The 22,212-nt window shown below is 45.8% G+C and carries 27 protein-coding genes; 10 read left to right on the forward strand and 17 right to left on the reverse strand.

What is annotated here, in order from left to right:
• Nucleotides 1-12 precede the first annotated feature (12 nt).
• The gene (locus tag AC0L6V_RS13290; protein ID WP_265218262.1) at nt 13-945 is read left to right on the forward strand and encodes a hypothetical protein; all 933 of its coding nucleotides are present in this window, start codon (nt 13-15) and stop codon (nt 943-945) included.
• 10 nt (nt 946-955) lie between these two features.
• Here AC0L6V_RS13290 and AC0L6V_RS13295 read toward each other — a convergent pair whose 3' ends face one another.
• A complete protein-coding gene (locus tag AC0L6V_RS13295; protein ID WP_265218261.1) occupies nt 956-1,333 on the reverse strand; it encodes a DUF4870 family protein in 378 nt (125 codons plus the stop codon).
• A gap of 165 nt (nt 1,334-1,498) precedes the next feature.
• Between AC0L6V_RS13295 and AC0L6V_RS13300 the strand changes: the two genes are divergently transcribed.
• The 3 genes from AC0L6V_RS13300 to AC0L6V_RS13310 all read left to right on the forward strand — a co-directional run bounded on the left by AC0L6V_RS13300 (nt 1,499) and on the right by AC0L6V_RS13310 (nt 4,142).
• Complete coding sequence (locus tag AC0L6V_RS13300; protein WP_265218260.1) at nt 1,499-1,975, forward strand: NYN domain-containing protein; 477 nt, start codon at nt 1,499-1,501, stop codon at nt 1,973-1,975.
• A gap of 81 nt (nt 1,976-2,056) precedes the next feature.
• Complete coding sequence (locus AC0L6V_RS13305) at nt 2,057-3,106, forward strand: GGDEF domain-containing protein (RefSeq protein ID WP_409418644.1); 1,050 nt, start codon at nt 2,057-2,059, stop codon at nt 3,104-3,106.
• Between the two features lie 37 nt (nt 3,107-3,143).
• A complete protein-coding gene (locus AC0L6V_RS13310; RefSeq protein ID WP_409418645.1) occupies nt 3,144-4,142 on the forward strand; it encodes a GGDEF domain-containing protein in 999 nt (332 codons plus the stop codon).
• On the opposite strand, the gene AC0L6V_RS13315 is transcribed toward AC0L6V_RS13310, so the two are convergent.
• The 11 genes from AC0L6V_RS13315 to AC0L6V_RS13365 all read right to left on the reverse strand — a co-directional run bounded on the left by AC0L6V_RS13315 (nt 4,139) and on the right by AC0L6V_RS13365 (nt 13,961).
• Nucleotides 4,139-4,357 carry a VF530 family protein gene (locus AC0L6V_RS13315; protein ID WP_265218258.1) on the reverse strand — a complete coding sequence of 73 codons (219 nt, stop codon included), beginning with the start codon at nt 4,355-4,357 and terminating at the stop codon, nt 4,139-4,141. The two genes, AC0L6V_RS13310 and AC0L6V_RS13315, sit on opposite strands and share 4 nt — an antisense overlap.
• Nucleotides 4,358-4,432: 75 nt before the next feature.
• A complete protein-coding gene (locus AC0L6V_RS13320) occupies nt 4,433-5,569 on the reverse strand; it encodes a Gfo/Idh/MocA family protein (RefSeq protein WP_265218257.1) in 1,137 nt (378 codons plus the stop codon).
• A 4-nt stretch (nt 5,570-5,573) separates the two neighbouring features.
• Nucleotides 5,574-6,629: a sugar phosphate isomerase/epimerase family protein gene (locus tag AC0L6V_RS13325; RefSeq protein ID WP_265218256.1), complete on the reverse strand. Its 1,056-nt coding sequence runs from the start codon at nt 6,627-6,629 to the stop codon at nt 5,574-5,576.
• A gap of 9 nt (nt 6,630-6,638) precedes the next feature.
• Entirely contained in the window at nt 6,639-7,778 is a 1,140-nt protein-coding gene (locus AC0L6V_RS13330) for a Gfo/Idh/MocA family protein (protein ID WP_265218255.1), read from the reverse strand.
• Nucleotides 7,775-8,539, reverse strand: a complete 765-nt coding sequence (locus AC0L6V_RS13335; RefSeq protein ID WP_265218254.1) for a sugar phosphate isomerase/epimerase family protein — start codon at nt 8,537-8,539, stop codon at nt 7,775-7,777. The genes AC0L6V_RS13330 and AC0L6V_RS13335 overlap by 4 nt, the downstream gene beginning before the upstream one ends.
• A 39-nt stretch (nt 8,540-8,578) precedes the next feature.
• A complete protein-coding gene (locus AC0L6V_RS13340) occupies nt 8,579-9,652 on the reverse strand; it encodes an ABC transporter ATP-binding protein (protein ID WP_418138346.1) in 1,074 nt (357 codons plus the stop codon).
• 3 nt (nt 9,653-9,655) lie between these two features.
• Nucleotides 9,656-10,549 carry a carbohydrate ABC transporter permease gene (locus AC0L6V_RS13345; RefSeq protein ID WP_409418648.1) on the reverse strand — a complete coding sequence of 298 codons (894 nt, stop codon included), beginning with the start codon at nt 10,547-10,549 and terminating at the stop codon, nt 9,656-9,658.
• A 9-nt stretch (nt 10,550-10,558) separates the two neighbouring features.
• On the reverse strand, nt 10,559-11,464 hold the full coding sequence (locus AC0L6V_RS13350) for a carbohydrate ABC transporter permease (protein ID WP_265218250.1): 906 nt from the start codon (nt 11,462-11,464) through the stop codon (nt 10,559-10,561).
• Nucleotides 11,465-11,588: 124 nt separating this feature from the next.
• Nucleotides 11,589-12,803 (reverse strand): ABC transporter substrate-binding protein, encoded by a 1,215-nt coding sequence (locus AC0L6V_RS13355; RefSeq protein ID WP_418138347.1) that lies wholly within the window; start codon nt 12,801-12,803, stop codon nt 11,589-11,591.
• A 149-nt stretch (nt 12,804-12,952) separates the two neighbouring features.
• On the reverse strand, nt 12,953-13,840 hold the full coding sequence (locus AC0L6V_RS13360) for a substrate-binding domain-containing protein (protein WP_418138348.1): 888 nt from the start codon (nt 13,838-13,840) through the stop codon (nt 12,953-12,955).
• Complete coding sequence (locus tag AC0L6V_RS13365) at nt 13,827-13,961, reverse strand: LacI family DNA-binding transcriptional regulator (protein ID WP_418138349.1); 135 nt, start codon at nt 13,959-13,961, stop codon at nt 13,827-13,829. Before AC0L6V_RS13365 ends, AC0L6V_RS13360 begins: the two co-directional genes overlap by 14 nt.
• A gap of 175 nt (nt 13,962-14,136) precedes the next feature.
• Here AC0L6V_RS13365 and AC0L6V_RS13370 point away from each other — a divergent pair, with 175 nt between their 5' ends.
• Genes AC0L6V_RS13370 through AC0L6V_RS13380 form a run of 3 tightly spaced genes read left to right on the forward strand, consistent with a single transcriptional unit; the run spans nt 14,137 to nt 15,455 of the window.
• Nucleotides 14,137-14,424 carry an HlyU family transcriptional regulator gene (locus AC0L6V_RS13370; RefSeq protein WP_111608575.1) on the forward strand — a complete coding sequence of 96 codons (288 nt, stop codon included), beginning with the start codon at nt 14,137-14,139 and terminating at the stop codon, nt 14,422-14,424.
• An 18-nt stretch (nt 14,425-14,442) separates the two neighbouring features.
• Nucleotides 14,443-15,114 (forward strand): alpha/beta hydrolase, encoded by a 672-nt coding sequence (locus AC0L6V_RS13375; protein ID WP_418138350.1) that lies wholly within the window; start codon nt 14,443-14,445, stop codon nt 15,112-15,114.
• A 26-nt stretch (nt 15,115-15,140) separates the two neighbouring features.
• Nucleotides 15,141-15,455: a hypothetical protein gene (locus AC0L6V_RS13380; protein WP_418138351.1), complete on the forward strand. Its 315-nt coding sequence runs from the start codon at nt 15,141-15,143 to the stop codon at nt 15,453-15,455.
• On the opposite strand, the gene AC0L6V_RS13385 is transcribed toward AC0L6V_RS13380, so the two are convergent.
• The 4 genes from AC0L6V_RS13385 to AC0L6V_RS13400 form a co-directional block, all read right to left on the reverse strand.
• Nucleotides 15,443-16,276, reverse strand: a complete 834-nt coding sequence (locus AC0L6V_RS13385) for an SDR family NAD(P)-dependent oxidoreductase (protein WP_265218245.1) — start codon at nt 16,274-16,276, stop codon at nt 15,443-15,445. The genes AC0L6V_RS13380 and AC0L6V_RS13385 overlap by 13 nt on opposite strands.
• 68 nt (nt 16,277-16,344) lie before the next feature.
• Entirely contained in the window at nt 16,345-17,202 is an 858-nt protein-coding gene (locus AC0L6V_RS13390; RefSeq protein ID WP_265218244.1) for a nitrate- and nitrite sensing domain-containing protein, read from the reverse strand.
• Between the two features lie 5 nt (nt 17,203-17,207).
• Entirely contained in the window at nt 17,208-18,029 is an 822-nt protein-coding gene (locus tag AC0L6V_RS13395) for a methyl-accepting chemotaxis protein (RefSeq protein ID WP_418138352.1), read from the reverse strand.
• The gene (locus AC0L6V_RS13400; RefSeq protein WP_418139107.1) at nt 17,932-18,285 is read right to left on the reverse strand and encodes a hypothetical protein; all 354 of its coding nucleotides are present in this window, start codon (nt 18,283-18,285) and stop codon (nt 17,932-17,934) included. The genes AC0L6V_RS13395 and AC0L6V_RS13400 overlap by 98 nt, the downstream gene beginning before the upstream one ends.
• A 366-nt stretch (nt 18,286-18,651) precedes the next feature.
• Between AC0L6V_RS13400 and AC0L6V_RS13405 the strand changes: the two genes are divergently transcribed.
• Nucleotides 18,652-19,335 (forward strand): cache domain-containing protein, encoded by a 684-nt coding sequence (locus tag AC0L6V_RS13405; RefSeq protein WP_265218241.1) that lies wholly within the window; start codon nt 18,652-18,654, stop codon nt 19,333-19,335.
• Nucleotides 19,328-20,275, forward strand: a complete 948-nt coding sequence (locus AC0L6V_RS13410; RefSeq protein WP_265219372.1) for a methyl-accepting chemotaxis protein — start codon at nt 19,328-19,330, stop codon at nt 20,273-20,275. Before AC0L6V_RS13405 ends, AC0L6V_RS13410 begins: the two co-directional genes overlap by 8 nt.
• Before the next feature lie 115 nt (nt 20,276-20,390).
• On the opposite strand, the gene AC0L6V_RS13415 is transcribed toward AC0L6V_RS13410, so the two are convergent.
• Nucleotides 20,391-20,837 (reverse strand): TetR family transcriptional regulator, encoded by a 447-nt coding sequence (locus AC0L6V_RS13415; RefSeq protein ID WP_265218240.1) that lies wholly within the window; start codon nt 20,835-20,837, stop codon nt 20,391-20,393.
• A gap of 243 nt (nt 20,838-21,080) precedes the next feature.
• Here AC0L6V_RS13415 and AC0L6V_RS13420 point away from each other — a divergent pair, with 243 nt between their 5' ends.
• Nucleotides 21,081-22,166, forward strand: a complete 1,086-nt coding sequence (locus tag AC0L6V_RS13420) for an alkene reductase (RefSeq protein ID WP_265218239.1) — start codon at nt 21,081-21,083, stop codon at nt 22,164-22,166.
• The last annotated feature ends 46 nt before the right edge of the window (nt 22,167-22,212 follow it).

Below are 22,212 nucleotides of genomic sequence, written 5' to 3' on the forward strand. Positions count from 1 at the left end.
TGGACTATGACATTGAATAGAACTTCAAAGTTTCAAACTATTTTAGGCAAGTTCCTAACGTATTTTATCTTACTGTCTTGTTTTGCAATACTAGGGCTGTATGCGGTTCAGCGCTTCGGAGCACAATACGCCGAACAAAAAATCCAGGAACAATTAGAACACTCTGGACTGACAGAGTTTGTGCATTATCAGCAAGTCTATTTTAACCCTTTCACTCTAACACCGTCGCTTGAAGGCGTTAAAGTTGGCGCTGAAGATTCACCACTCCTTATCTTCGCGCGTATTTCCTTCAATAGCTACCTTGTTAAACATCCGAACTTAGACATAGATTTTTGGATACAGGAAAGCCCCATTGATAGCCTATCAAGAAAAACGGGCACATTAATGCGTTCAGCAGGAATGAACACGCTATTGGGTAAAGGCTCTTTTTCTTCAACGATTCAAGACGAAGGCATTGTCTCTGAACTCAAACTAGATATAAAGGATGCAGGCAAGCTAACGTTAATGTCTAACATTCGACTTTTAGATCAGCATTTTACGCTATCAGACCTTCGTTCTGACATACTCGCCTCTTTCGCATTGGGTCAACCAGAAGCGCTACCGATTATTTATGGTGAAGCCATTGAATTGCGTTCTTTAGATATAAAATACGAAGAGTCTGGTTTAATCCATCGCTTGTTTTCTCTATCTTCTTCTAATCAAAAAAATCGGATCAACCTAGAAGATGCCTTGCTATTAGCCAGTCAAACCGTAGGATTCGCGCCTGCCAACTCACCAGAAGCCAAACAGATTGCAACGTCTTTACAAACTTTTATAGAGACCCCTAAGCAACTAACCCTGTCTTTGTTGCCTTCTACTCCCACCAGTGTGAAAGAGCTGACCTTATTGGCAAACGAAGGCTCGCTTTATAAAAATAGCCGAATCACCATACAAAGCCACCAATGATTCGCTTAGCTTAAAAGGGATTGAACATGTCACGGTATGACTGATTCGATGTGGCTCTGGCAATCCCTTTTACCATTCTAAAAATCGACCAAACCCAGACAGCAAATAAGATAATGTAACCAATAAAAAATAAGGCGAGTACTACCCCAATAATCCCCCAGAAAATCCCCCACCAAAAAGTACTGATAATATTGGCGTAATGGTCTTCAAACTTTGTGCTGCGAGCGTCGCTTACTTTTACCATGGCCCAGATAGCACCAATCAGCCAAAATATACCAGTAAAGATACCTAACAGCATAAAAATATAAGCGATCACCACATTGCTTTTGGCGTTCTCTTCCCTTGGCGTAAGGGACCCAAACTGATGATCGGGGTCAAATCCAGACATAATGCGTCACTCCGTTATTCAATAAAAATGAGTCTAATGAGCATAGTGGGGATATTTTTAGATTTATCGCCCCTGCCCTATCTCGTTTTATGATTTCTTTTCAATACAAATACTTGTAACGTGTTACTTTCTTCTCTTTTTTACTCATACAGCCATAGGAATACCATGACCAATGTGACTATTTTAGTCGATGTTCAAAATGTCTATTACACAACAAGACAAGCCTTTGGGCGCTCTTTTGACTACAACGCTTTTTGGCAACAGGCGACGGAAGGAAGAAATGTCACTAAAGCCATCGCCTATGCCATAGATAGAGGAGATGACAAACAGCGTCAGTTTCAAAACATTCTTAGAGCCATTGGCTTCGAGGTAAAATTAAAGCCGTTTATCCAGCGCTCTGATGGCTCTGCCAAAGGCGATTGGGATGTGGGTATCGCTATTGATGGCATAGAGTATGGCAAAGATAGTGATGTATTGGTTTTGTTGTCTGGCGATGGCGATTTTGACATTCTTGCTAAAACTCTCAGAGACAAATATCACACCAAAGTCGAAGTGTATGGTGTTGAAATGTTAACTGCGCAATCTTTGATTCATGCTGCCAATGAGTTCACCCCGATCGGTAACAAATTGTTACTTAAATAAATCTAACTCGTCTATATTTTTGAGAGAGAATATGTCGCTCAAAATCCTTTACTGATTATTTTATATGCAGAAAATGGCAATATGACGACTCAAACAAACTTCTTACTGTTGGAAACCAGAGACACCCTGCACAAATGGTTAAGTCTAACCAGTAGCGGTCTCATGTTTTTCTTCTGTTTTCTGAACATTGCCCTGTTAAACCAAATCATCATCGGTATGGTGGATGGTATTTTCGGAGCCTTGAGTCTTTATTTTTTTGCCGCTGCCCACCAAAAAAAGATCGAAAAATGGCACCGTTTTTCACTGATCCTTTCACTGACCGTGACAACATTCTCCACCTTTTACTTGGCTGATTTAAGAGCTGGATCCATCTACTGGCTGCTACTATTACCGCCCTTGTACTGCTTATTAGTTGGAGCCAAACAGGGATTAGTCTTCACCATACTCTTGTCGTTTCCCATACTGATGATGCTATTTGTAAAATCTGAAACAGAAAATTATATTCCATATCGTTCGGTTCTTAACTTCGTACTTGCCTATTTCTTTTCTTATGCCATTTGCTATTTATACGAAACTCAGTACACAAAAAGTAGCTTATTACTCTACAAGATGGCTTTTCAAGACCCTCTAACTGGCACACAAAATCGCCATGCGTTAAAGATTTTTTTTGACGGGTTCAATAAACAATCAGACGACTCGTTTCAAACGAAACAAGAAGAAACACGCTTATTAATCCTTGATATCGATCATTTTAAAAGCGTAAACGATGAATTTGGGCATGATATTGGCGACCAAGTATTGGTTGAAATTGCCGAATTACTGCAAGATTGTATTCAAAGCCACAATGTTTATCGTATTGGTGGGGAAGAGTTTCTTATTGTTCTTAAAGGCCATTCCGCTACACAAGCTTTCGACTTTGCCGAGTCCATCCGTAAAAGTGTTGAAAATGCGGTATTTAGGACGTACCAACAAAATATCAAAATCACAGTCAGCATTGGTATCGCTCAGCTTAAAAAAGGACAGACTTTCCGAGAATTTTTACGTACCGCAGATAAAAACCTTTACTCGGCAAAAAATAAAGGGCGTAATTTAGTTCATTATGGATCGATGAGTATTACTGAGGCCATTTAGTGCTTTGTCAATTCTACTTTTTTGAACGAGTCTATCCATGAGTGCTAGGCAGTACCCACACACTTCAGTCCCTCCAGAAGTATTACATAAATGGCTCAGCGCCCTTCTCTGTGCACTGCACAGTGTTTATTTTTTGCTCAATATGCTGTTAATGCAAAAGCTAGACCTTGGGGTTATTCAGCTTTTTGCTGCGCTATTTGGTGGTTATTGTTTTTACGCTTCCTTGAAACAGCAATACAGATCTTGGCATAGATACGCCTTAATGGTGATATTAACCGTTAATATTTTACTCTCAGCATCGATGATGGATCTGGTTGCGGGCTCTATTTTTTGGTGTATGGCGTTACCCATCTGGTATTACAGTTTATTTGGTTTAAGAAAAGGCTTTTACTTCAGTGCGCTTGTAATGGCGCTATCGGCAGCAATATTGTTTACACGTGCAGACACCAACCTCTACATGCCCTATCGAACTTTGTTTAATTTTAGCTTGGTCTACATTGCCATCTGGCTGGTGTGCCATCTCTACGAAGTACAACGTCGAAAAGTCAGTTCTTTTCTGCACTCTCTTGCCTTACAAGATGCTTTAACGGGAGTGTGTAATCGTCACGCACTCGAAAACGACTTTGCTCTCATCCAAAAGCAGTTTATCCATATACATATGCTACTCATTGACATTGATCGTTTCAAAAACATCAATGACAAATTCGGCCATGATATTGGTGACGCCGTGCTGATCACAGTAGCGAACATCCTTGGCCAATCTAAGCAAGTCCAAGAAGTCTACCGCCTAGGCGGTGAAGAGTTTATTATCTTATTGAAAAACATGGATCATCAACAAGTGAGTGAAGAAGCGGAAAAAATAAGGCAAGCGATCGAGGATGAAACCTTCCATAGCCACCAAGAAGACATCAAGCTTACTGTTAGTATCGGCATCAGTTCACTGCAACCCGAACAGGAGTTCAATGACTTTCTTCGGGCTGCAGACGAAAAACTTTATCAAGCCAAGCGCGAAGGCCGAAACAAAGTGTGCTTCTAATGAAATGTCTCTAGAAAGAGCGCCTCCACTTTGTCTCTCGCCCACGGCGTTTTACGCAAAAACTTCAAACTCGACTTAACCGATGGGTCACTTTTAAAACAATTAATATTGATGCGAATCGCCAGCTCTTCCCAACCATAATGCGCCACTAGATCCGTCACTATCTTCTCCAGTTTCACGCCATGCAAAGGGTTATTTACTTGTGTTCCGACCATATTAATGTGTTCCTATGACTCAATTAGCAATGTAACTGAGAGTATACAGCAAGCTAAGAAAAGCCGCATATAAACCTAATGACCAATCGGAACCCAGAGACCATTGTTTTGGCTCGAATACACACTGGCCGTGATAAAGCGCATGCCGTGCAACCCGGTCGCCAGAGTAGGTAAATGGGGATTAGTCGTGGCGGTCAGCAGTTGCTCGGCAAATTCACAATATAGATTCGCGAACGCCTCTAAATAACCTTCGGGATGACCGGAAGGAATACGCGACACCGACGCCGCCGCGTCACTCAAATAACCATTGCCGCGTCTAAGACGTTGGCTTGGTTCTCCTAACACAGAATATATCAATTCATTCGGCGTCTCCTGATGCCACTCTATCCCCGCTTGATCGCCATAAACCCGTAGCGTCAACGCATTCTCATTGCCAGGTGCGACTTGGCTGGCCCAAAGATGCCCTTTTGCGCCATTTTCAAAACGCAGCAGAATATTCGCTTCATCATCCAACAATCTTCCGTCAACCCAACTGGATAAGTCCGCTAACACTTCTTTTGCCTGTGTATTCGCCACAAAACAGGCTAGCTGATAGGCATGACTACCAATGTCCCCTACACAGCCAGCCAACCCCGCTTGCGCCGGGTCCGAACGCCAAACCGCTTGCTTGTTGCCCGTTTGCTCTAATGAATGCGTTAACCAATCCTGCGCATATTCCACTTGAATAGAACGAATGTTACCTAGCTTGCCTTCTTTCACCATGGCACGTGCTTCGCGCACCATGGGATAGGCAGAATAATTATGAGTTAATAAAAACTGCGCTTGACTTGCTTCTGCCACTTGAGACAACGCTTTTGCCTCAGCAAGGGTTGCTGTGAGAGGTTTATCGCAAATGACATGAATGTCTCGTTGTAGAAACGCCATTGCCACCGGTGCATGCAAATGATTGGGGGTCACAATAGACACCACTTCAATGCCGTCTTCACGCTCGCTTTCTTGTTGCGCCATGGCTTCAAAATCCACGTAGGACCGCGCAATACCAAGCGCCTTGGCCGAACGCTCAGCCTTGTCATGCTGACTCGATAACGCCCCCGCCACCAGCTCATAATGGTCATCTAGACGCGCCGCAAAGCGATGTACTTCACCGATAAATGCCCCTTCACCACCACCTACCATACCAAGACGTAAGCGACGTTTTGTTATTTCACTCATGGTATTACTCCAATCCCAGCATGCGGCGATTCGCTTGCGCGTCAACGCCACTGTCAGCAAAATCATCAAAGGCTTTGTCCGTCACACGGATAATAAAGTCTTGGATATGTTGCGCGCCTTCACGGGCACCGTCTTCAGGATGCTTCAAACAACATTCCCACTCCAATACCGCCCAACCCGCAAAATCATAGGCGGTAAGCTTGGCGAAAATCGCTTTGAAATCCACCTGACCATCACCAATAGAACGAAAACGCCCCGGACGATCGACCCAGTTTTGAAAACCACCATAGACACCGCATTTACCATTCAAATTTAGCTCCGCGTCTTTGACATGGAACATCTTGATGCGCTCATGGTAATGATCAATAAAGGCCAAGTAGTCCAAATGCTGTAGCACGAAATGGCTCGGATCATAGAGAATATTCGCCCTAGGATGATGACCGACTTCCTCTAGAAAACGCTCAAAAGTCACGCCATCGTGAAGGTCTTCACCGGGATGAATTTCATAACAAAGATCCACGCCAGCCGCATCAAAAGCATCTAGAATGGGCTTCCAACGTCGACCCAACTCTGCAAACGCTTCTTTAACTAAGCCCGCTGGGCGCTGTGGCCAAGGGTAAAAATACGGCCATGCTAATGCGCCGGAAAAGGTCGCATGAGCATTAAGACCAAGACGTTTTGACGCCTTAGCGGCCATTTTTAATTGTTCAACGGCCCAAGCCTGTCGAGTTCTCGGATTCCCCCGCACACTCGGATCGGCAAAGCCATCAAACGCTTCGTCATAAGCAGGATGCACTGCCACCAGTTGACCTTGTAAATGCGTTGATAACTCTGATATCACCACGCCATGTTTTGCCGCCGTTGCGATCAGTTCGTTACAATACTCTTGGCTGTTTGCGGCACGTTCTAAATCCATCAGGCGTTTGTCCCAAGTGGGGACTTGTACCCCCTTGTAACCCAAAGAAGCCACCCAGCCACAAATCGTATCGAAACTATTAAAAGGCGCGTCATCACCGACAAACTGCGCCAAAAAAATCGCCGGTCCTTTTATCGTCTTCATAATGTCCTCCTAAAAACAAGCTGCAAGCAAGGCTTTAGCTGCCTCAGGGTCAAGTGCGCGAGGGCGATCACAATGAGTCGTCATATTGATGGCTTGACCGCTCTCACCTGACGCTAAAATAGCCGTCATCACCTCGACACCGTGTAACGCTCGGTCGAGCGAACACATGTGATCGCGACCCATATGAATGGCCATCACCATTTCCGCTAAACCCGCCGTGCGATAATTTGCCTTAGCTAACTCGCCATGGATTTGATTTGGCGTCCCAAATGGGTGATTCCACATTGCCACAGGGGTTTCACGGCCTTCTTGGATCAACGACACTTTCCCACCAAAAAAATTAGGGTCGGGCAAATACATAGAACCCTTGCTGCCATATAACTCCATATGGGAGTGCTGATGAGCGTGCACATCCCAACTGGCACCCAAGGTAATAACCGCGCCATTTTGGAAGGTCAGAATGCCATGAATCGTTGTCGGTGTTTCAACCTCTATCATCTCGCCAGACCTTGGCTGACTGGTGATTTTACGTTGCTTACGTGGAATCGACGTTTTGGCAATCACAGACGCTACTGGCCCTAACAGCTGGATCAAATTGGCAATGTAATACGGCCCTAAATCTAAGATTGGGCCACCACCCGCTTTAAAGAAAAAATCCGGGTTAGGATGCCAACTTTCCATGCCTGCACTCATCACATGGCAGGTACCCGAATACACCTCACCAATCTCTCCCCTGTCTAATAAATGTCGAGCAAACTGGTGAGAACCGCCCATAAAGGTATCGGGCGCACTGCCCACTTTGAGTCCTTTTTTTAGTGAAAGCGCTTTCATTTTTTGCCCTTCTTCTAGGCTCAAAACCAAAGGCTTCTCCGAGTAAACATGCTTACTCGCTTCCAGTGCTTGCATACTTACCGCACAGTGCGCAGCTGGAATGGTTAAATTAACAACAATATCAATATCTTCAGACGCTAATAAAGCATCCACACTGCGCGATTCAATGCCATATTTCTGTGCTTTGGCTGCCGCTAATTCAGCGTTTAAATCCGCACAAGCGACTATTTTGAAACCACGAAATTGTGGTGCTAAAGACAAATAACTGTCCGAAATATTGCCACAGCCAATTAGACCGACATTCAAAATGGTTTTCATGCTGCTGCTCCTTTTACTAAGGCTTTTGCACCGCTTAACGCACGAGTGGCAAAACGTGATAAATCGTTAGGGTTATCATGCTCCATCACAAAGGCATTCGCCGGAGTGGAACGCACCACAGGCCACCATTCTTTCCATGGCAAAGTGCCATGAGTAAAATCCGCCCAACCGTCTTCATCTAAACACTCCCCTTCTGGCGCAATGTCTTTTAAATGCACGGCACAAATACGATCTCGATATTTCGTCATCCACTCAACGGGATCTTGCCCACCTTTGACCACCCATGACACATCCATTTCCCATTTGATATTTGGACCACCTTCGAGGATACAAGTCATCGGCAATCTACCATCGGCCAAAGGTTCAAACTCAAAGTGGTGATTGTGCCAAGCAAATTCAAATCCCGCGTTCACCGTTCTTTCTCTGATCGCCTCTAAACGCTGCCCTAATTCAAACCAGCCTTGCGCGCTGTCGGGACGTTTCTCTGGCATGATGAAAGGGCAAATAATGGTGTGCATATTCAAGGTTTTCGCAATGTATAACGCTTGGGCGATGTTGTTTTCCAACATACCCAAATCAAAGTGTCCAGTTGGCATGGTCAGATCATGTTTGGCTAATAAGTGCTTCAACTCATCCAACTGCGCGTATAAACCACCATATCCTTCCACCTGCTGATAACCTGCTTGGTGTAAAAGAGCGAACACGTCATCAAGAGACGGTGTATTGCGAGCGCTGTAAAGCTGAAATGAAAATTCGTTCATGTGTCTTCCTTTTTATTGTTATGTTTACGATTGGTGACGTTAAAGCCGTACTTCACTTTGCTTAGAGAACAGGTGGGCTTTCTTAGGATCGAGATAAATGTCGATGTCAGCGCCCCATGTCAGTTGATGATCGCCATGGACTTTAACGGACCACTTGCGGTTCATAAAATCAAACCACACGATGGTTTCATCGCCCATTGGTTCCAAGATATCTATCGTGGCCGTGGCCAATTGCACATAACCCTCACGGGACTCAAGCGCCAAATGCTCAGGACGAATGCCTAAATACGCAGACGTGTCGTGATCGCCTTGATCGATAAATTCATAGCCCATTAAGTGAACACGATAATCTTGATAGACAAAATTTTCGCCTACGATGCGGCCTTCCAACAAATTCATGCTTGGCGAGCCAATAAACTGCGCTACAAAGAGATTACAGGGCTTATGGTAAATATTGGCTGGTGTACTCAGTTGCTGAATCTCACCGTCTTTCATAATGGCAATACGATCCGCCAACGTAAGCGCCTCTACTTGATCGTGCGTTACATACACCATGGTGTTTTTTAATTTTTGATGCAGGCGCTTAATTTCTACCCGCAAATCTGCACGCAACTTGGCGTCCAGATTCGACAAAGGCTCATCAAATAAAAACACCTCTACATCTCGCACTAAGGCTCGTCCTATCGCGACACGTTGACGCTGTCCACCCGATAGTTCAGACGGTTTACGCTGCAATAGTGGCTCTATTTGCAGGATTTTCGCCGCACGGTCCACGCGTTGGCGAATCTCCTCTTTCGCCATGCCTTTCACTTTTAGACCAAAGGATAAATTCTTTTCCACGGTCATTTGCGGATACAAGGCATAAGATTGAAACACCATGCCTATACCGCGATCTTTGGGTTCTTCCCAGGTCACATTGCGATCATTAATCCAAATTTGACCGGCCGTAATATCCAATAAACCCGCAATGCAATTGAGCAAGGTGGATTTACCGCAACCGGATGACCCCAAGAGCACCAAAAATTCGCCCTTTTGAATGTCTAGATTTAGATGCTTTAACACATGCGCATCTTGATACTTAAGATCCAATTTTTTAATTGAGACACTGTTCATCACTTACCCCTTAACCGCGCCAGCGGCGATGCCACGCACAAAATATTTACCGGACAACAAGTAAATCGCCAACGGCACGATTGCTGTCAGAATGGTCGCTGCCATGTTCACGTTGTACTCACGCACCCCAAAAGTGGTGGCCACAATGTTGTTCAACTGCACCGTCATTGGTAAATTGTCTCGACCCGCAAAAATCAGCCCCAATAAATAATCATTCCAAATCCCTGTGGTTTGCAGAATCACCGCCACCACGGTCACTGGAATAGAGAGTGGCATCATGATTTGAAAAAAGATCTGCCAAAAGTTTGCCCCATCGACTCGTGCTGCTTTGAACAATTCATCTGGCAACGAGGCAAAGTAATTACGGAACAACAAGGTCATGATCGGCATGCCGAAAATAGTGTGGATCAAAATAATTCCCGTTAATGAACCGTATAACCCTACCTCCCGAAGAAAGATAATCAGCGGAAAAATCACCACCTGAAAAGGCACAAATGCACCAAATAGCAATAAGCCAAACAGCAGGTTTGAACCTTTAAAACGCCAAAACGACAAGGCATAGCCATTAATAGACCCAAGAATGATAGAGATGGCGACGCTCGGAATAGTGATCTTTACCGAGTTCCAAAACCCCGTTTGAATACCATTGCATTCGACACCGGAGCACGCTTCACTCCAAGCTTTTACCCAAGCCGCGAAGCTTGGGTCGCCCGGTAGCGCAAAAAGCTCTCCTAAACGAATTTCTGGCATGCCTTTTAACGATGTAATCAACATCACGTACAAAGGAATACAAAAGAAAATCGCCGCGCTCACTAAAAACACATACACCCCAACCCGAGAAACAGAGGTTTGCTTTGGTTTAGGCCCCTGTGGGCCCGTTAACTGAATCTGTTCCATGATCGACTCCTAATGCTTCGTTGGACGAACATATTCGCGATAAATCCAAGGACCAATGACCAACAGCACAGGAAGTAGCATCATGGTCGCCGCCGCCATCCCCAAGCCCACATTGCCACGGGCAGTAATGTGATCAATCACAAACTTGGCAGGCATCTCTGTCGACATACCCGGGCCACCGCCGGTTTGTGCAACAATCAGGTCATAAACCCGCACCACACCCACGGCCAGTAACACCACAGACGTGATCATCACAGGTCGCATCATGGGTAGAACAATAAACAAATAGGTTCGCCATGTCGGTATGCCATCCACACGCGCCGCTTTCCAGATTTCCCCATCGATACCGCGTAAACCGGCTAGCATTAACGCCATAACCAGACCAGAAGATTGCCATACCGCCGCGATCAGCACCCCATAAATGGCGTACTGAGGATCAACCAAGGGGGCAAACTCAAAGGACTCCCACCCCATACGCTGAACGACATTTTGAATCCCCAGAGAAGGCTCCATCATCCATTGCCAGACTAGGCCGGTCACCACCAAAGACATGGCATAGGGATAAAGGAATAAAGTGCGAAAACCGCTTTCAAAACGCACTTTCTGATCAAGAAAGACCGCCATAAAAAAGCCAGAAATGAGACAAAAAGCAATAAACAATACACCGTAAATCAATAAATTTTCGACAGACACGACCCAACGGGAGGTCCCCCACAGGCGTTCATATTGATCTAACCCAACCCAGTTAAAGTTGGGAAACAGACGTGATTTTGTGAATGACAACATCACGGAATAACCAACACACACAACGAACACACCAATCGCCACAATCGCCATCGGCGTACTGGCCAGCAAAGACGAAATTTGCACGCGTTTAGCGCGTCGCGGTATCGATACTTTTGTTGAAGTAGTCATAGTTTATACTCCTTTTGGAACGCAAGAATTGACCACCAGTACCACCTGCTAAGCATGGCGTTGCAGAAAAAACGGGTGATCATTCATCGACGCAAGCGATTACTCAGCGTCTTCAATAATGCCTTTAAAAACAGCCAGGGCATTGTCGACAGACATACTGGGACTCATTCCAAAAAGTGGAGACTAAATCTTGTATCTGCCCATTGGTATCTTCCGTAATATAGGCATTCGCTGGCGTGATGGACGCCTTAGGGTCATCCAACAGGGCTAAGCCTTTTTTCATACACGCATCTGCCACACTTAAATCGACATCCGCACGCACTGGCAAAGACCCTTTGGTGTTATTGAATTTTGCTTGAATGTAAGGGCTTAACATCATCGAAGCCAACTTCATTTGCGCTGCTTCAAGATTTTTATCGGAAGATTTTGGAAAAATAAACGCATCGCCCCCCAGAGTAAGATAAGGGCGTTTGGAGGGACCAGGAATACAACCGTAATCCACCTCAGCAACCTTATCCGCTGCGGCGAATTCACCACGTGCCCAGTCGCCCATGACCTGCGCCGCTGCTTTGCCCGTGATCACCATGTTGGTGGCATCATTCCAATTTCGACCCGGTGCTCCCGCATCGGTAAATTGCCTTAGAGCACCAAAAGTCTCGAAGACTTTACGCATTTGCGCGCTTCCCGCAGCGTCCACACTTTTGTCTTTCCACAGACGATTCCAAAAGGCTTCATCTGTCACCCCAATCAGTACCACATCAAAGACGTGGCGTTCCTGCCAGCCTTGACCACCAAAGGCTAAAGGAATGTAACCTGCCTCACGAATTTTAGGAGCAACACTCAAAAACTCTTCCCATGTGTTGGGTTCTTTCACCCCCACCTCGGCAAAAACTTTCTTATTTGTCCAAAGCCACTGTGCAGAATGTATATTGACTGGCACACAATAAATGCCGCCGTCTTTCATACAGGGATTTAAAATACTAGAAGGACGAATAAAGCTGGTCCAACCTTCTTTTTCAGCTACCGGAGTGAGATCAAGAAGCAGACCCTCTTCAATCAATTCTTCGAACTGACGAGAGGTATTGAATTGTGCGGCACCTGGGGCATCACCACCTAAAATACGCTGCATAGTTAATGCTCGTGCATTTTCTCCCAGCGCGACGGCAGTATCGACCCACTTATCATTGCCCAGTTTATCGAACTCTTCCGCTAACACTGTCACGGCTTTTTGTTCCCCGCCCGATGTCCACCAATGAATCACCTCTAAATCTGCGGCTTGCACCGATACACTCATAAAACCTGCCCCTAATGTGGCAGTAAACAGTTTTTTACCCATCATATTATTTTTATCCTCTATTGGGTTTTTGTCCTCAAATCTCCCTCTCAAGAGACTTAAGCTGAAACGGTAAAACTTGAAATGAAACCGCTTTCATGAACAAATATTAGCCAATAAAATAACCTCGTCAATATTTTTTACGCATTTTTTGACTAACAGAAGATTATTATCACGCCGACTGGCGAACAACGAGCCTCGGGGGAAAAGATATGTTTGATCGGATGTTTGGTAGCGTAAATGGTATTTAAAAGCAGATAGGCAGCAGCTTCCGCCATATCGTACAAAGGCAGTTTTATGGTCGTTATGCTAGGCGCATAATATTTGGACATATCAAGATCATCAAATCCTATAATAGCGATATCATCGGGGACTTTGATACCTTGTTCTGCGCACACATGAAGCGCCCCCATCGCCATAATATCATTAGCAAAAAAGATCGCTGTGGGCCGATCTTTAAGCGCTAGAATAGAGGCCATCTGAGTCATGCCAGAATTTGCACTGAAATTACCTTCATACTGACAATGTAGAGGAAGATCGGCATTTTGCAGTGCTTTTTGACAGCCTAAATAACGCTGATAAGCATCATGCTTCCACAGTGGCCCCGTCACCGTGGCAATCTTTTGATGCCCTTTATCAATAAGGTATTGGGTAGCCATTTCGCCCCCTGCAAAGTTATCAAATGCAATACTATGCCCTTCTCCGCCAGGAAATTGCTGGTTCAACACAAACACGGGACAGCGTTCATTAATCTGTGCAACTTCCTCTTCTGATAAAAAGTTCGTCACTAATACCAGCGCGTCTACTTGTCGTTTGATTAGGAAGTCAACCGCCTCTCGTTCCCCTTCCAAAGAACCATTACCACTCGCAATAATGACATGACGGTCACCACCGCGTAATGCTCTTTCAACCCCACTCGCGGCAGGTCCGTAATAGGCTGTATCAATGCGCGATGCTACCAAACCTATGGTATAGGTTTTGTTACTCGCTAACGATCGAGCGGCCTGATTTGGGCTATAAGATAAGGTTTCAATCGCGGCCAACACTCGAGCCTCGAGTTTCTTCTTTAACCGGCGTCACACCGCTTAACACGCGAGAAACGGTTGCTTTAGAAACCCCTGCCAAGGTCGCTACTTGAGTAATAGTGCTCATGATTTTGCTCAAACCCATATCCTGATTAAACGTAAACGCTAGCAACACATTATAATGGGACTTTCCTTCGACAGAATACTTATCCTGTGGTAATTCTGTTAACGTTGAAAAATAAATCATACGTCGAGATTTGACTATTACAACAAATCCCCGAAAAATAGAGCAAAATCAGTAGGAGAGAACATCCATGGGTATCTTATCTAGCCTAAAAGGGCTATTTGCTGGAGGCGAAAGCGCCCCTGAAAAAACGGAAGACGCAATAGAACACAAGGGGTTTTCAATTATACCCGCTCCGATGAAAGACGGTGGGCAATATCGCGTCGCCGCCACCATCACCAAAGGAGAAGGTGAAGAACAAAAAACACATAACTTTATTCGTTCAGATTTAATGCCAAATCGTGATGAGTGCATTGAGATAACCTTGCGTAAAGCCAAGCTAACCATCGACCAACTTGGTGACAACCTGTTTAATTAACCACTCGAGACCAGCACCATGAGCACACCAATAGGACAAGACTGGCAACAAGTTAACGATGGTGAAGACCTATTGGGTGCCAATTTCCGTGCTCGCACTTTTTCTTTCGCAGGCCCCAAAACTCAAGTCCACACGACACTCATTCACCATATTGGTAATCCTGACGCGACCAACGCCATTTTGTATGTGCATGGTTATACGGATTATTTTTTTCAAACTGGTTTAGCAGAGCACTTTATCAATTTGGGCTATCGTTTTTACGCACTCGATCTGCAGGGCTACGGACGCTCTATTCGCCCCTCAACCCCACCAAATTGGTGTGAGTCGCTTGAACAGTACGGTCAAGATTTGGACATTGCCCTAGCGACAATGAAACAAGATGGTGTCAATCAGGTTGTCATACTCGGACATTCCACTGGTGGCTTAGTAGTGTCCACTTATCTGGCGCAACCTTATGCTTTGCCCGAACGCGAAAGCCATTACAACAAGGCGTTTCCTAAAGTAATTGGCCTGATGCTCAATAGCCCATTTCTTGCCTTACCCTTTCCACCTAAGATACTCAATCGCGTTAGCTGGCCTATTCGCGTATTGGTTTCTTTGCTACCGTTTTCGTATTTACGCGCTAAAAAATCTCTCTCTACGCGAAAACCATACATTGTGTTTTTGGTGGCGAGTGGGATTACCGATTAGATTGGAAACCTGCCCAAGGTTTTGATTTGTCTTTTCATTGGCTAAGAGAAGTCATTCATGCGCAGCGCAATCTAGCCAATCAGCGGATCAAAATCCCGACACTGTTATGCCACTCGGCTGCCAGTACCATAGGTAAACTGACAGTCGAAGACGTCCAGCAAGGCGATGGTGTTTTGGATGTTGAGAGCATGGTACAAGCTGCCAAGAAAACCTTCACAAATCTCACTCAAGTAAGTATTGCACAAGGCTTTCATGACTTGTATCTATCCCATGAGACGGCTCGCACTACTTATCTGTCTGCCATGTCCGACTGGCTTAAAACACTTCCTCACGCACCTTGACGACGCATCACCCAATCCAACAAACAGGTTGGGAGTATGCGTTTCATCAACACCGCGCCATACGTTGGCATAGTCACATAATAGCGAGCTTTTGGGCGCGTTGATTCCAAGGCATGAATCAGCTTATTCACCACCGCACTGGCAGGCAAAGTTTGTGATGACGTCACGCCTTCTTTACTTAACCTTGCTATTGCGTCTTCATAACCCTTTTTATGGCGGCTGTTTTCCATATCGATATTGTTTTGCAACGCCAGCAACGCATTGGCTCGAAAGCGGCTTTCTATCGGACCGGGTTCGATCAAACTCACCTTGATCGGCGTATCAAATAATTCTAAACGCAAGGTATCGGTCAAACCCTCTAAGGCAAACTTACTGGCATTGTAAGCTCCGCGGAACGGCGCGGCCACCAAGCCAAGTACCGAACTGTTATTGACAATGCGTCCGTATCCTTGAGCCAGCATCACTTTCAGTACCTTGGTTGTCAGTTCATGCGTACCGAAGACATTACATTCGAACTGCGCACGCAACGCCTCCACAGGCAAATCTTCCACCGCACCCGGCTGACCGTAAGCGCCGTTGTTAAACAAGGCAAAAAGCTCACCGTGAGTAATGGCTAAGGTTTCTTGCAAGCCCTTTTCTATTGAAGCCGAGTCAGCTAAATCCAGCTGTACAACATGTTTAATGCCCTGTGCCTGTAACGCGGCGATGTCTTCTTGTTTGCGACAACTCGCCACCACCAGAAAATCACGCTCTTGAAGCATTTTGGCGGCCTCTAAGCCAATACCTGACGAACAACCTGTAATAAGAACCGAATATTGCATAACGCTTCCTTATGAAAATCATCGTTCCTAAGATAGTAGCAAAATGCCTTGCAAGGACGTAAGCATTATCATTCTTTTCCATATTGTTGCAGCTGCTCCAATGCCTTATCCACCAAAGCCAACAATTCATCGATGGCCTGTGTAGCATGCTGAAAATAGGTTTTAGCGGTAATCGTTGGGACTTCTGAACCGAGTAGCTCCTGCTTTATACAACGCAGAAAATCTGTTACCACTTGCTCGCCATGCGACAAACGAAACGCCGTCATCTGCGGATGCTCTTTAGCATGGTGCTGCAATGTGGTAAAAGCCTGATCCGCCAACAATTCAATTTTTTGATAGAGAAAATGCATTCTTACGCGCTGTTCGACACTACTGTGTCCGGCCGCCGCGATCCCTGTTCCCAGGGCACGCGCTTGCCCCGCCCATTCGGCCGCCTGAATCACCTCACGCCAGATACAAGACAAATAGCTCAATTCTGGTAGACCTTTCGTCAAATCGATTTCGTTAGCCACATCTTCCATCAAAAAGATGCTGTTACGAATAATGAGATGATGCTGAATGAGATTATTAGCTTGATCACTCGTTCTTCCTTCGCGCATACGTGACCAATGATCAATCAAACCGCTCCAAGCTTTCTGATGAGTGCCATCAAACTCTTGCGCCGTGAGAATATGCTGATCCAGCTTTTCTCGAGTACGAACAAGATCCTCATTTAAGCTGGCGTCGCCACACAGCACACCATTACTCAGACCACGATGACGCTGAAACTCGGCTATCAGCACCCTTAGTAACGTCAATTGACGAATGTTCAGTTGGATATGTAAGCGTTTTTTTAGTTGCAGACGCCAGTGTAAGCCATAAAACAGCAACGCCATGATGATAAAAACAGTGAACAAGAGCGGGAGTGCATAGTCGATACTGTTCATACAAATTATCCTGTCAAATGAGCCAGATGATGGGCAATGGTGCGGGCTTGATCGGCAGCGTGCAGATTGGCAGCATTACCGCGACGAACGCGATCGGCCAGTTCAGCAATTTCGGCTACCGCTTGCCCCTGCTGTTCGGTACTACTTGCCACTTGATCAACTTGCGTTGTTAGTTGCTGCGTGTGCTGCTGGACCTGGGTAAGCAAAGTGCGCACCTTTTCTGAGCGCTCCGCATTTTGGTTCGCCAATTCTGCCAAATCAGACACCTGAACCGCGGCCTGTTGAATATGGCGCTGAACGGATTCAATGTTGCGACTGATTTCCGTGGCTGACTCTTGACTGTGCATGGCCAAACGCCGCACTTCATCGGCTACCACGGCAAAGCCACGGCCACTTTCGCCCGCACGCGCGGCTTCGATGGCGGCATTCAGAGCCAGTAAGTTAGTCTGGTCTGCAATACTACGAATGGTGCCAGACATTTCATTGATGGTGTGCGAATTGCTACTCAGTTGGCGGATAAGCACATCGGTGATGGTCGCTTGCTGCGCCATATCAGACAGCTGTTGCACCAGATTGGTGAGCTGCGCAATGCCATCAGCCAGTTGCTCACTAGCAACTACGCTACTCTGCCGTGAATCCGCAGCCAATGACGCTACTTGCACAATGCTCACATTCAATTCTTCAACGGCCGCTGCCGCAACCGTGGCCGAATCACTTTGCCCTTCGGCATTACGAGTGACTAAAGCGGCACTTTGTTCGAGTCTCATGAGATGAATGGGATATTTCATCCAAACGCTGTTGCAATAGTTGTTGTTGACGCTGCTCATGGTTCAGCCACTGCTGAAACCCGCGACTCACCGACTGAAGAAGCCGCCATTGCCCCGCGTGTACAAGGTCTTTGTGGCGATGCGGAGCAGTTGTTTCACAGTAACGTTGCAACTGACCGATCTCCTGTAAAATAAGCCACAGGCTGGCCATCGCTAAATACACCACCACAACCCACAGCCACTCCACAGACTGCGACGGTATTACGAATCGAATAGCACCACAGATTAGGGTAATGACCAATAATGCTCGAAGCATGCCGATGATACCCAGTGTGTGCAACAGCAAAAATGCCGGATAAGTAAGCCACTTCATATTCCTGTCTCCCCAATGCAGTACAAAAAAAGCGCCTGAATCCACAACAGCTTCATTGCTGCAGATTCAGGCGCCTTTGCCTAACAGGAAGAAGTCCTGCCAATTTGATCTATCGTAGAGCAAATTAAGCAATAATGATGCCATAGGAATTCATAAGCATTTACTCAATAGGAAAATATCATAGTGCTGGGGATATTGGAGAAATGTTAAGCAAAGTGCCTTTGTATTGATTTCGATCACAATTCTTTTCATGACTCAGGCCCATAATCTCTGCTTATAAAACAAACTAACACCTTGAAGGGATGTCATATGAAGCTCAGCTCAATAAAAGTAAGCTACAAACTTTGGGGGCTTATTAGCACCTTAGTCACATTACTTATCGTCTTTAGTGCCATTGCCTACAGTGAACTGCACAGTGAACTCTTAAACGCAAGACAACTGCAAGTCAAAGAGCAAGTAGACAGTGCTTACTCTCTCGTCAAATACTACGGTGACCAAGCCTCTGTTATTGGCGAAGATAAAGCCAAACAATCCGCTCTAGCCGCCTTATCTGCATTGCGTTTTGGCGATGATGGGTACTTTTGGGTGAATGACATGCAAACCAAACTGCTCATGCATCCTTATAAACCTCAAGACGAAGGCAAAAACATGGCGGACGTCACGGACGCGAATGGCTTTACGCACTGGCAAGCCATGGTGGCTGAGGTAAAAAAGCACGGTGAAGGTTATGTAGAATACGCTTATAAAGGACCACAGGTCTCGCATTCAGAAGACAAGGTGTCTTATGTTAAAGGCTATCAACCTTGGGGATGGGTTATTGGTAGCGGCGTATTGTATAGCAGTGTAACGGATATTTTCTGGGCTACTATCAAGCAATCAGCCAGTATCGAGACTCATTCTAATATTAATCGCCCTTATCAGCAGTGTAACCATTGTTCGCAACATCACCCGTCCATTAAAAACGGTAACAGAACATTTACAACACATCTCTGATGGCGATTTAACAAAACAGCTGGATATGCAACGAGACGATGAAATTGGTATGTTAGCTAATGCAGCCAATCATGTATCCAACTCATTAAATGACACATTACTGGAAGTGGATCACGCTATTACAGAATTACAAGCTGTCTGCGTACAACTGCAAGGCAATAGCCTGCATACGAAACAAGGTATGGATAACCAATTCCAAGAGGTCGAATTGCTTGCCACCGCCATGAATGAAATGTCTTACTCCATTCGAGACGTAGCGCAACATGCCAAAGATACCGCTGATGCAACCCAAATGGTGCAAACTATCACACGCCAAAGTAGTCAGGATTTGGATGCGACTAACGAAGACATCCAAAGTTTAACCAAGAACATAGAAGGTGCAAACGACGTCATTGTTAAACTACTTGAGCAAACAAGCGATATCGACTCTGTTTTGGGTGTTATAGGTGATATTTCAGAACAAACCAACCTTCTGGCCTTGAATGCCGCCATTGAAGCGGCACGAGCCGGAGAACTGGGCCGCGGCTTTGCGGTTGTGGCTGATGAAGTTCGCTCACTGGCCAGCCGCACTCAAGGATCAACTGTCGAAATCCGCTCGATTATCGAAAAGCTTCAACATCAATCCAAAGAAGCGTCCACATCTATGGCCACCAGCACACGCCAAGCTGAGCGGGGTGCTGACAGAATGCACGTGGCCGCCGAGAACTTACAAAATATGTTAAGACAAGTGGACGATGTATCGGCTCGCAGCCATCAAATCGCCTCCGCAGCAGAACAACAAGGCACCGTGGCGGAAGAAATTAATCGCAACATCATGGGCATTCGAGAAGTATCCGAAAAAGTATTAGAGGACTCTCAACAGGTGTCGGAAGGCAGCGCCATGATTGCACAAATGACCAACGAACTGAGCCGAAAAATCAAACAATTCCAGTTTGCTTGAGTCTTTTAACTAAAGAACACATAGGCTTGGCAATGATCAATCATCTCGCCAAGCTTGTATCATTTTATGAATTCAACCACTAGACCATAGAAACAACATCGCCTATCGTTTTATTCTACGCCCCATGCTGACTCAAAATTTGTTCTAAACACACCTGTAGAATTTCATCCGCCAATGGAGAGTCATCAGGGCAAGCGCGCGATAATATAAGCGCCCCAACGGCTTGAGCAATGGCATTGATTCTTCTTACTCGGTCTTCTCCAGTTGCCTCTTCTCCATTTGCCAAAGTTTCCAGCTGGCCTTCAATTCCAGCCAAAAATGTTTCTTTAATGGACTCCGATTGACGCCCCGCATCTGTACAAAGAGCCGCCATAGTACAGCCATTACCAAACGAATCACGATGCTTTCGGGACAAATATTGCTTTGCAAAAGTCGCCATATCTAAATCGGACGTTTCTGCAGCTGACTTCGCAAAACTAAAAGCCGCCGCCTCCGCCATCAAATCCGCTTTCGATTTAAAATGTTTGTAAAAACCGCCGTGAGTAAACCCTGCCGTAGACATGAGGCTCTGCGATACCCACACCGTCGTAACCACGTTCGCGAAACAACACCGAAGCCGTCTTAACGATATGCTCTCGATTTTCTTGAACCTGCGCCTTTGTCACTTTCATCTCTACTACACCTCATTGCAAAAATCATGACTCAGTATACTTTGATTATGATCATAATCAAAGTATTGACATTTTAGATTACGATCGTCATCATTAACAAATTCTCCACAGATGAAAAACGGAAAACGAAAAAAATGACTGATCACACACTATTTCAACCCTATACCCTTGGCTCACTCACGTTATCTAATCGCTTCGTCATGGCACCATTGACGCGCAACCGTGCTGGTGCAGGTTTAGTACCGAGTGAATTGGCTGCGACCTATTATGGGCAGCGTGCATCCGCTGGTTTAATCATCACGGAAGCCACTCAAATCTCAGCACAAGCGCAAGGCTACCAAGACACACCTGGATTATTCACTCAGGACCAAATCGATGGATGGCGAAAAGTGACCGATGCGGTACACGCCAAGGGCGGAAAGATTTTTGTTCAACTATGGCACGTTGGTCGTATTTCTCATGTGGATTTGCAACCAAATGGTGATGCACCTGTCGCGCCTTCTGCCATTCGTGCGGAAACCAAAGTGTTCGTCAATAATGGCTTCGCCGATACGTCTGAACCTCGTGCATTAGACATTGATGAAATCCCCGCCATTGTTGAAGACTTCCGCCAAGCGGCGGCCAATGCCATGAAAGCAGGGTTTGATGGTGTGGAAATCCACAGTGCCAATGGTTACCTGTTGGAACAGTTTCTAAAAGATGGCGCGAATCAGCGTACTGATTCCTACGGTGGTTCTGTTGAAAATCGCGCACGATTGCTTTTAGAAGTGACGGAAGCGGTTAGTAAAGAAATTGGCGCGGATCGCACCGGCGTGCGTATTTCTCCCGTTTCACCAGCAAACGCTATTTCCATCAGCAATCCACAAGAACAGTACGATTATGTGGCAGATAAGTTGAATGCGCTTGGCATTGTGTACCTTCATGTTGTGGAAGGCGCAACAGGTGGCCCACGTGATATCGCCCCGTTTGACTATGATTCTCTGCGCCAACGCTTCAAAAACACTTACATGGGCAACAACGGTTATAACACTGAGCTGGCTTCTGCTCAGCTAGCAGAAGGCAAGGTGGATTTGTTTGCCCTTGGACGCCCTTTTATTTCCAACCCTGATCTTGTTGAACGATTAGAAACAGGCGCCGCGCTAAACGAACTAGATGGTTCAACGCTTTATGGCGGTGGTGCCAAAGGCTATACCGATTACCCAACACTGGCGAACGCGTAATAACGCTGACGCTGAGCGAATAACGTGGCGACATGCTGTTTGTGTG

Source organism: Marinomonas sp. G8-14 (assembly GCF_055808935.1).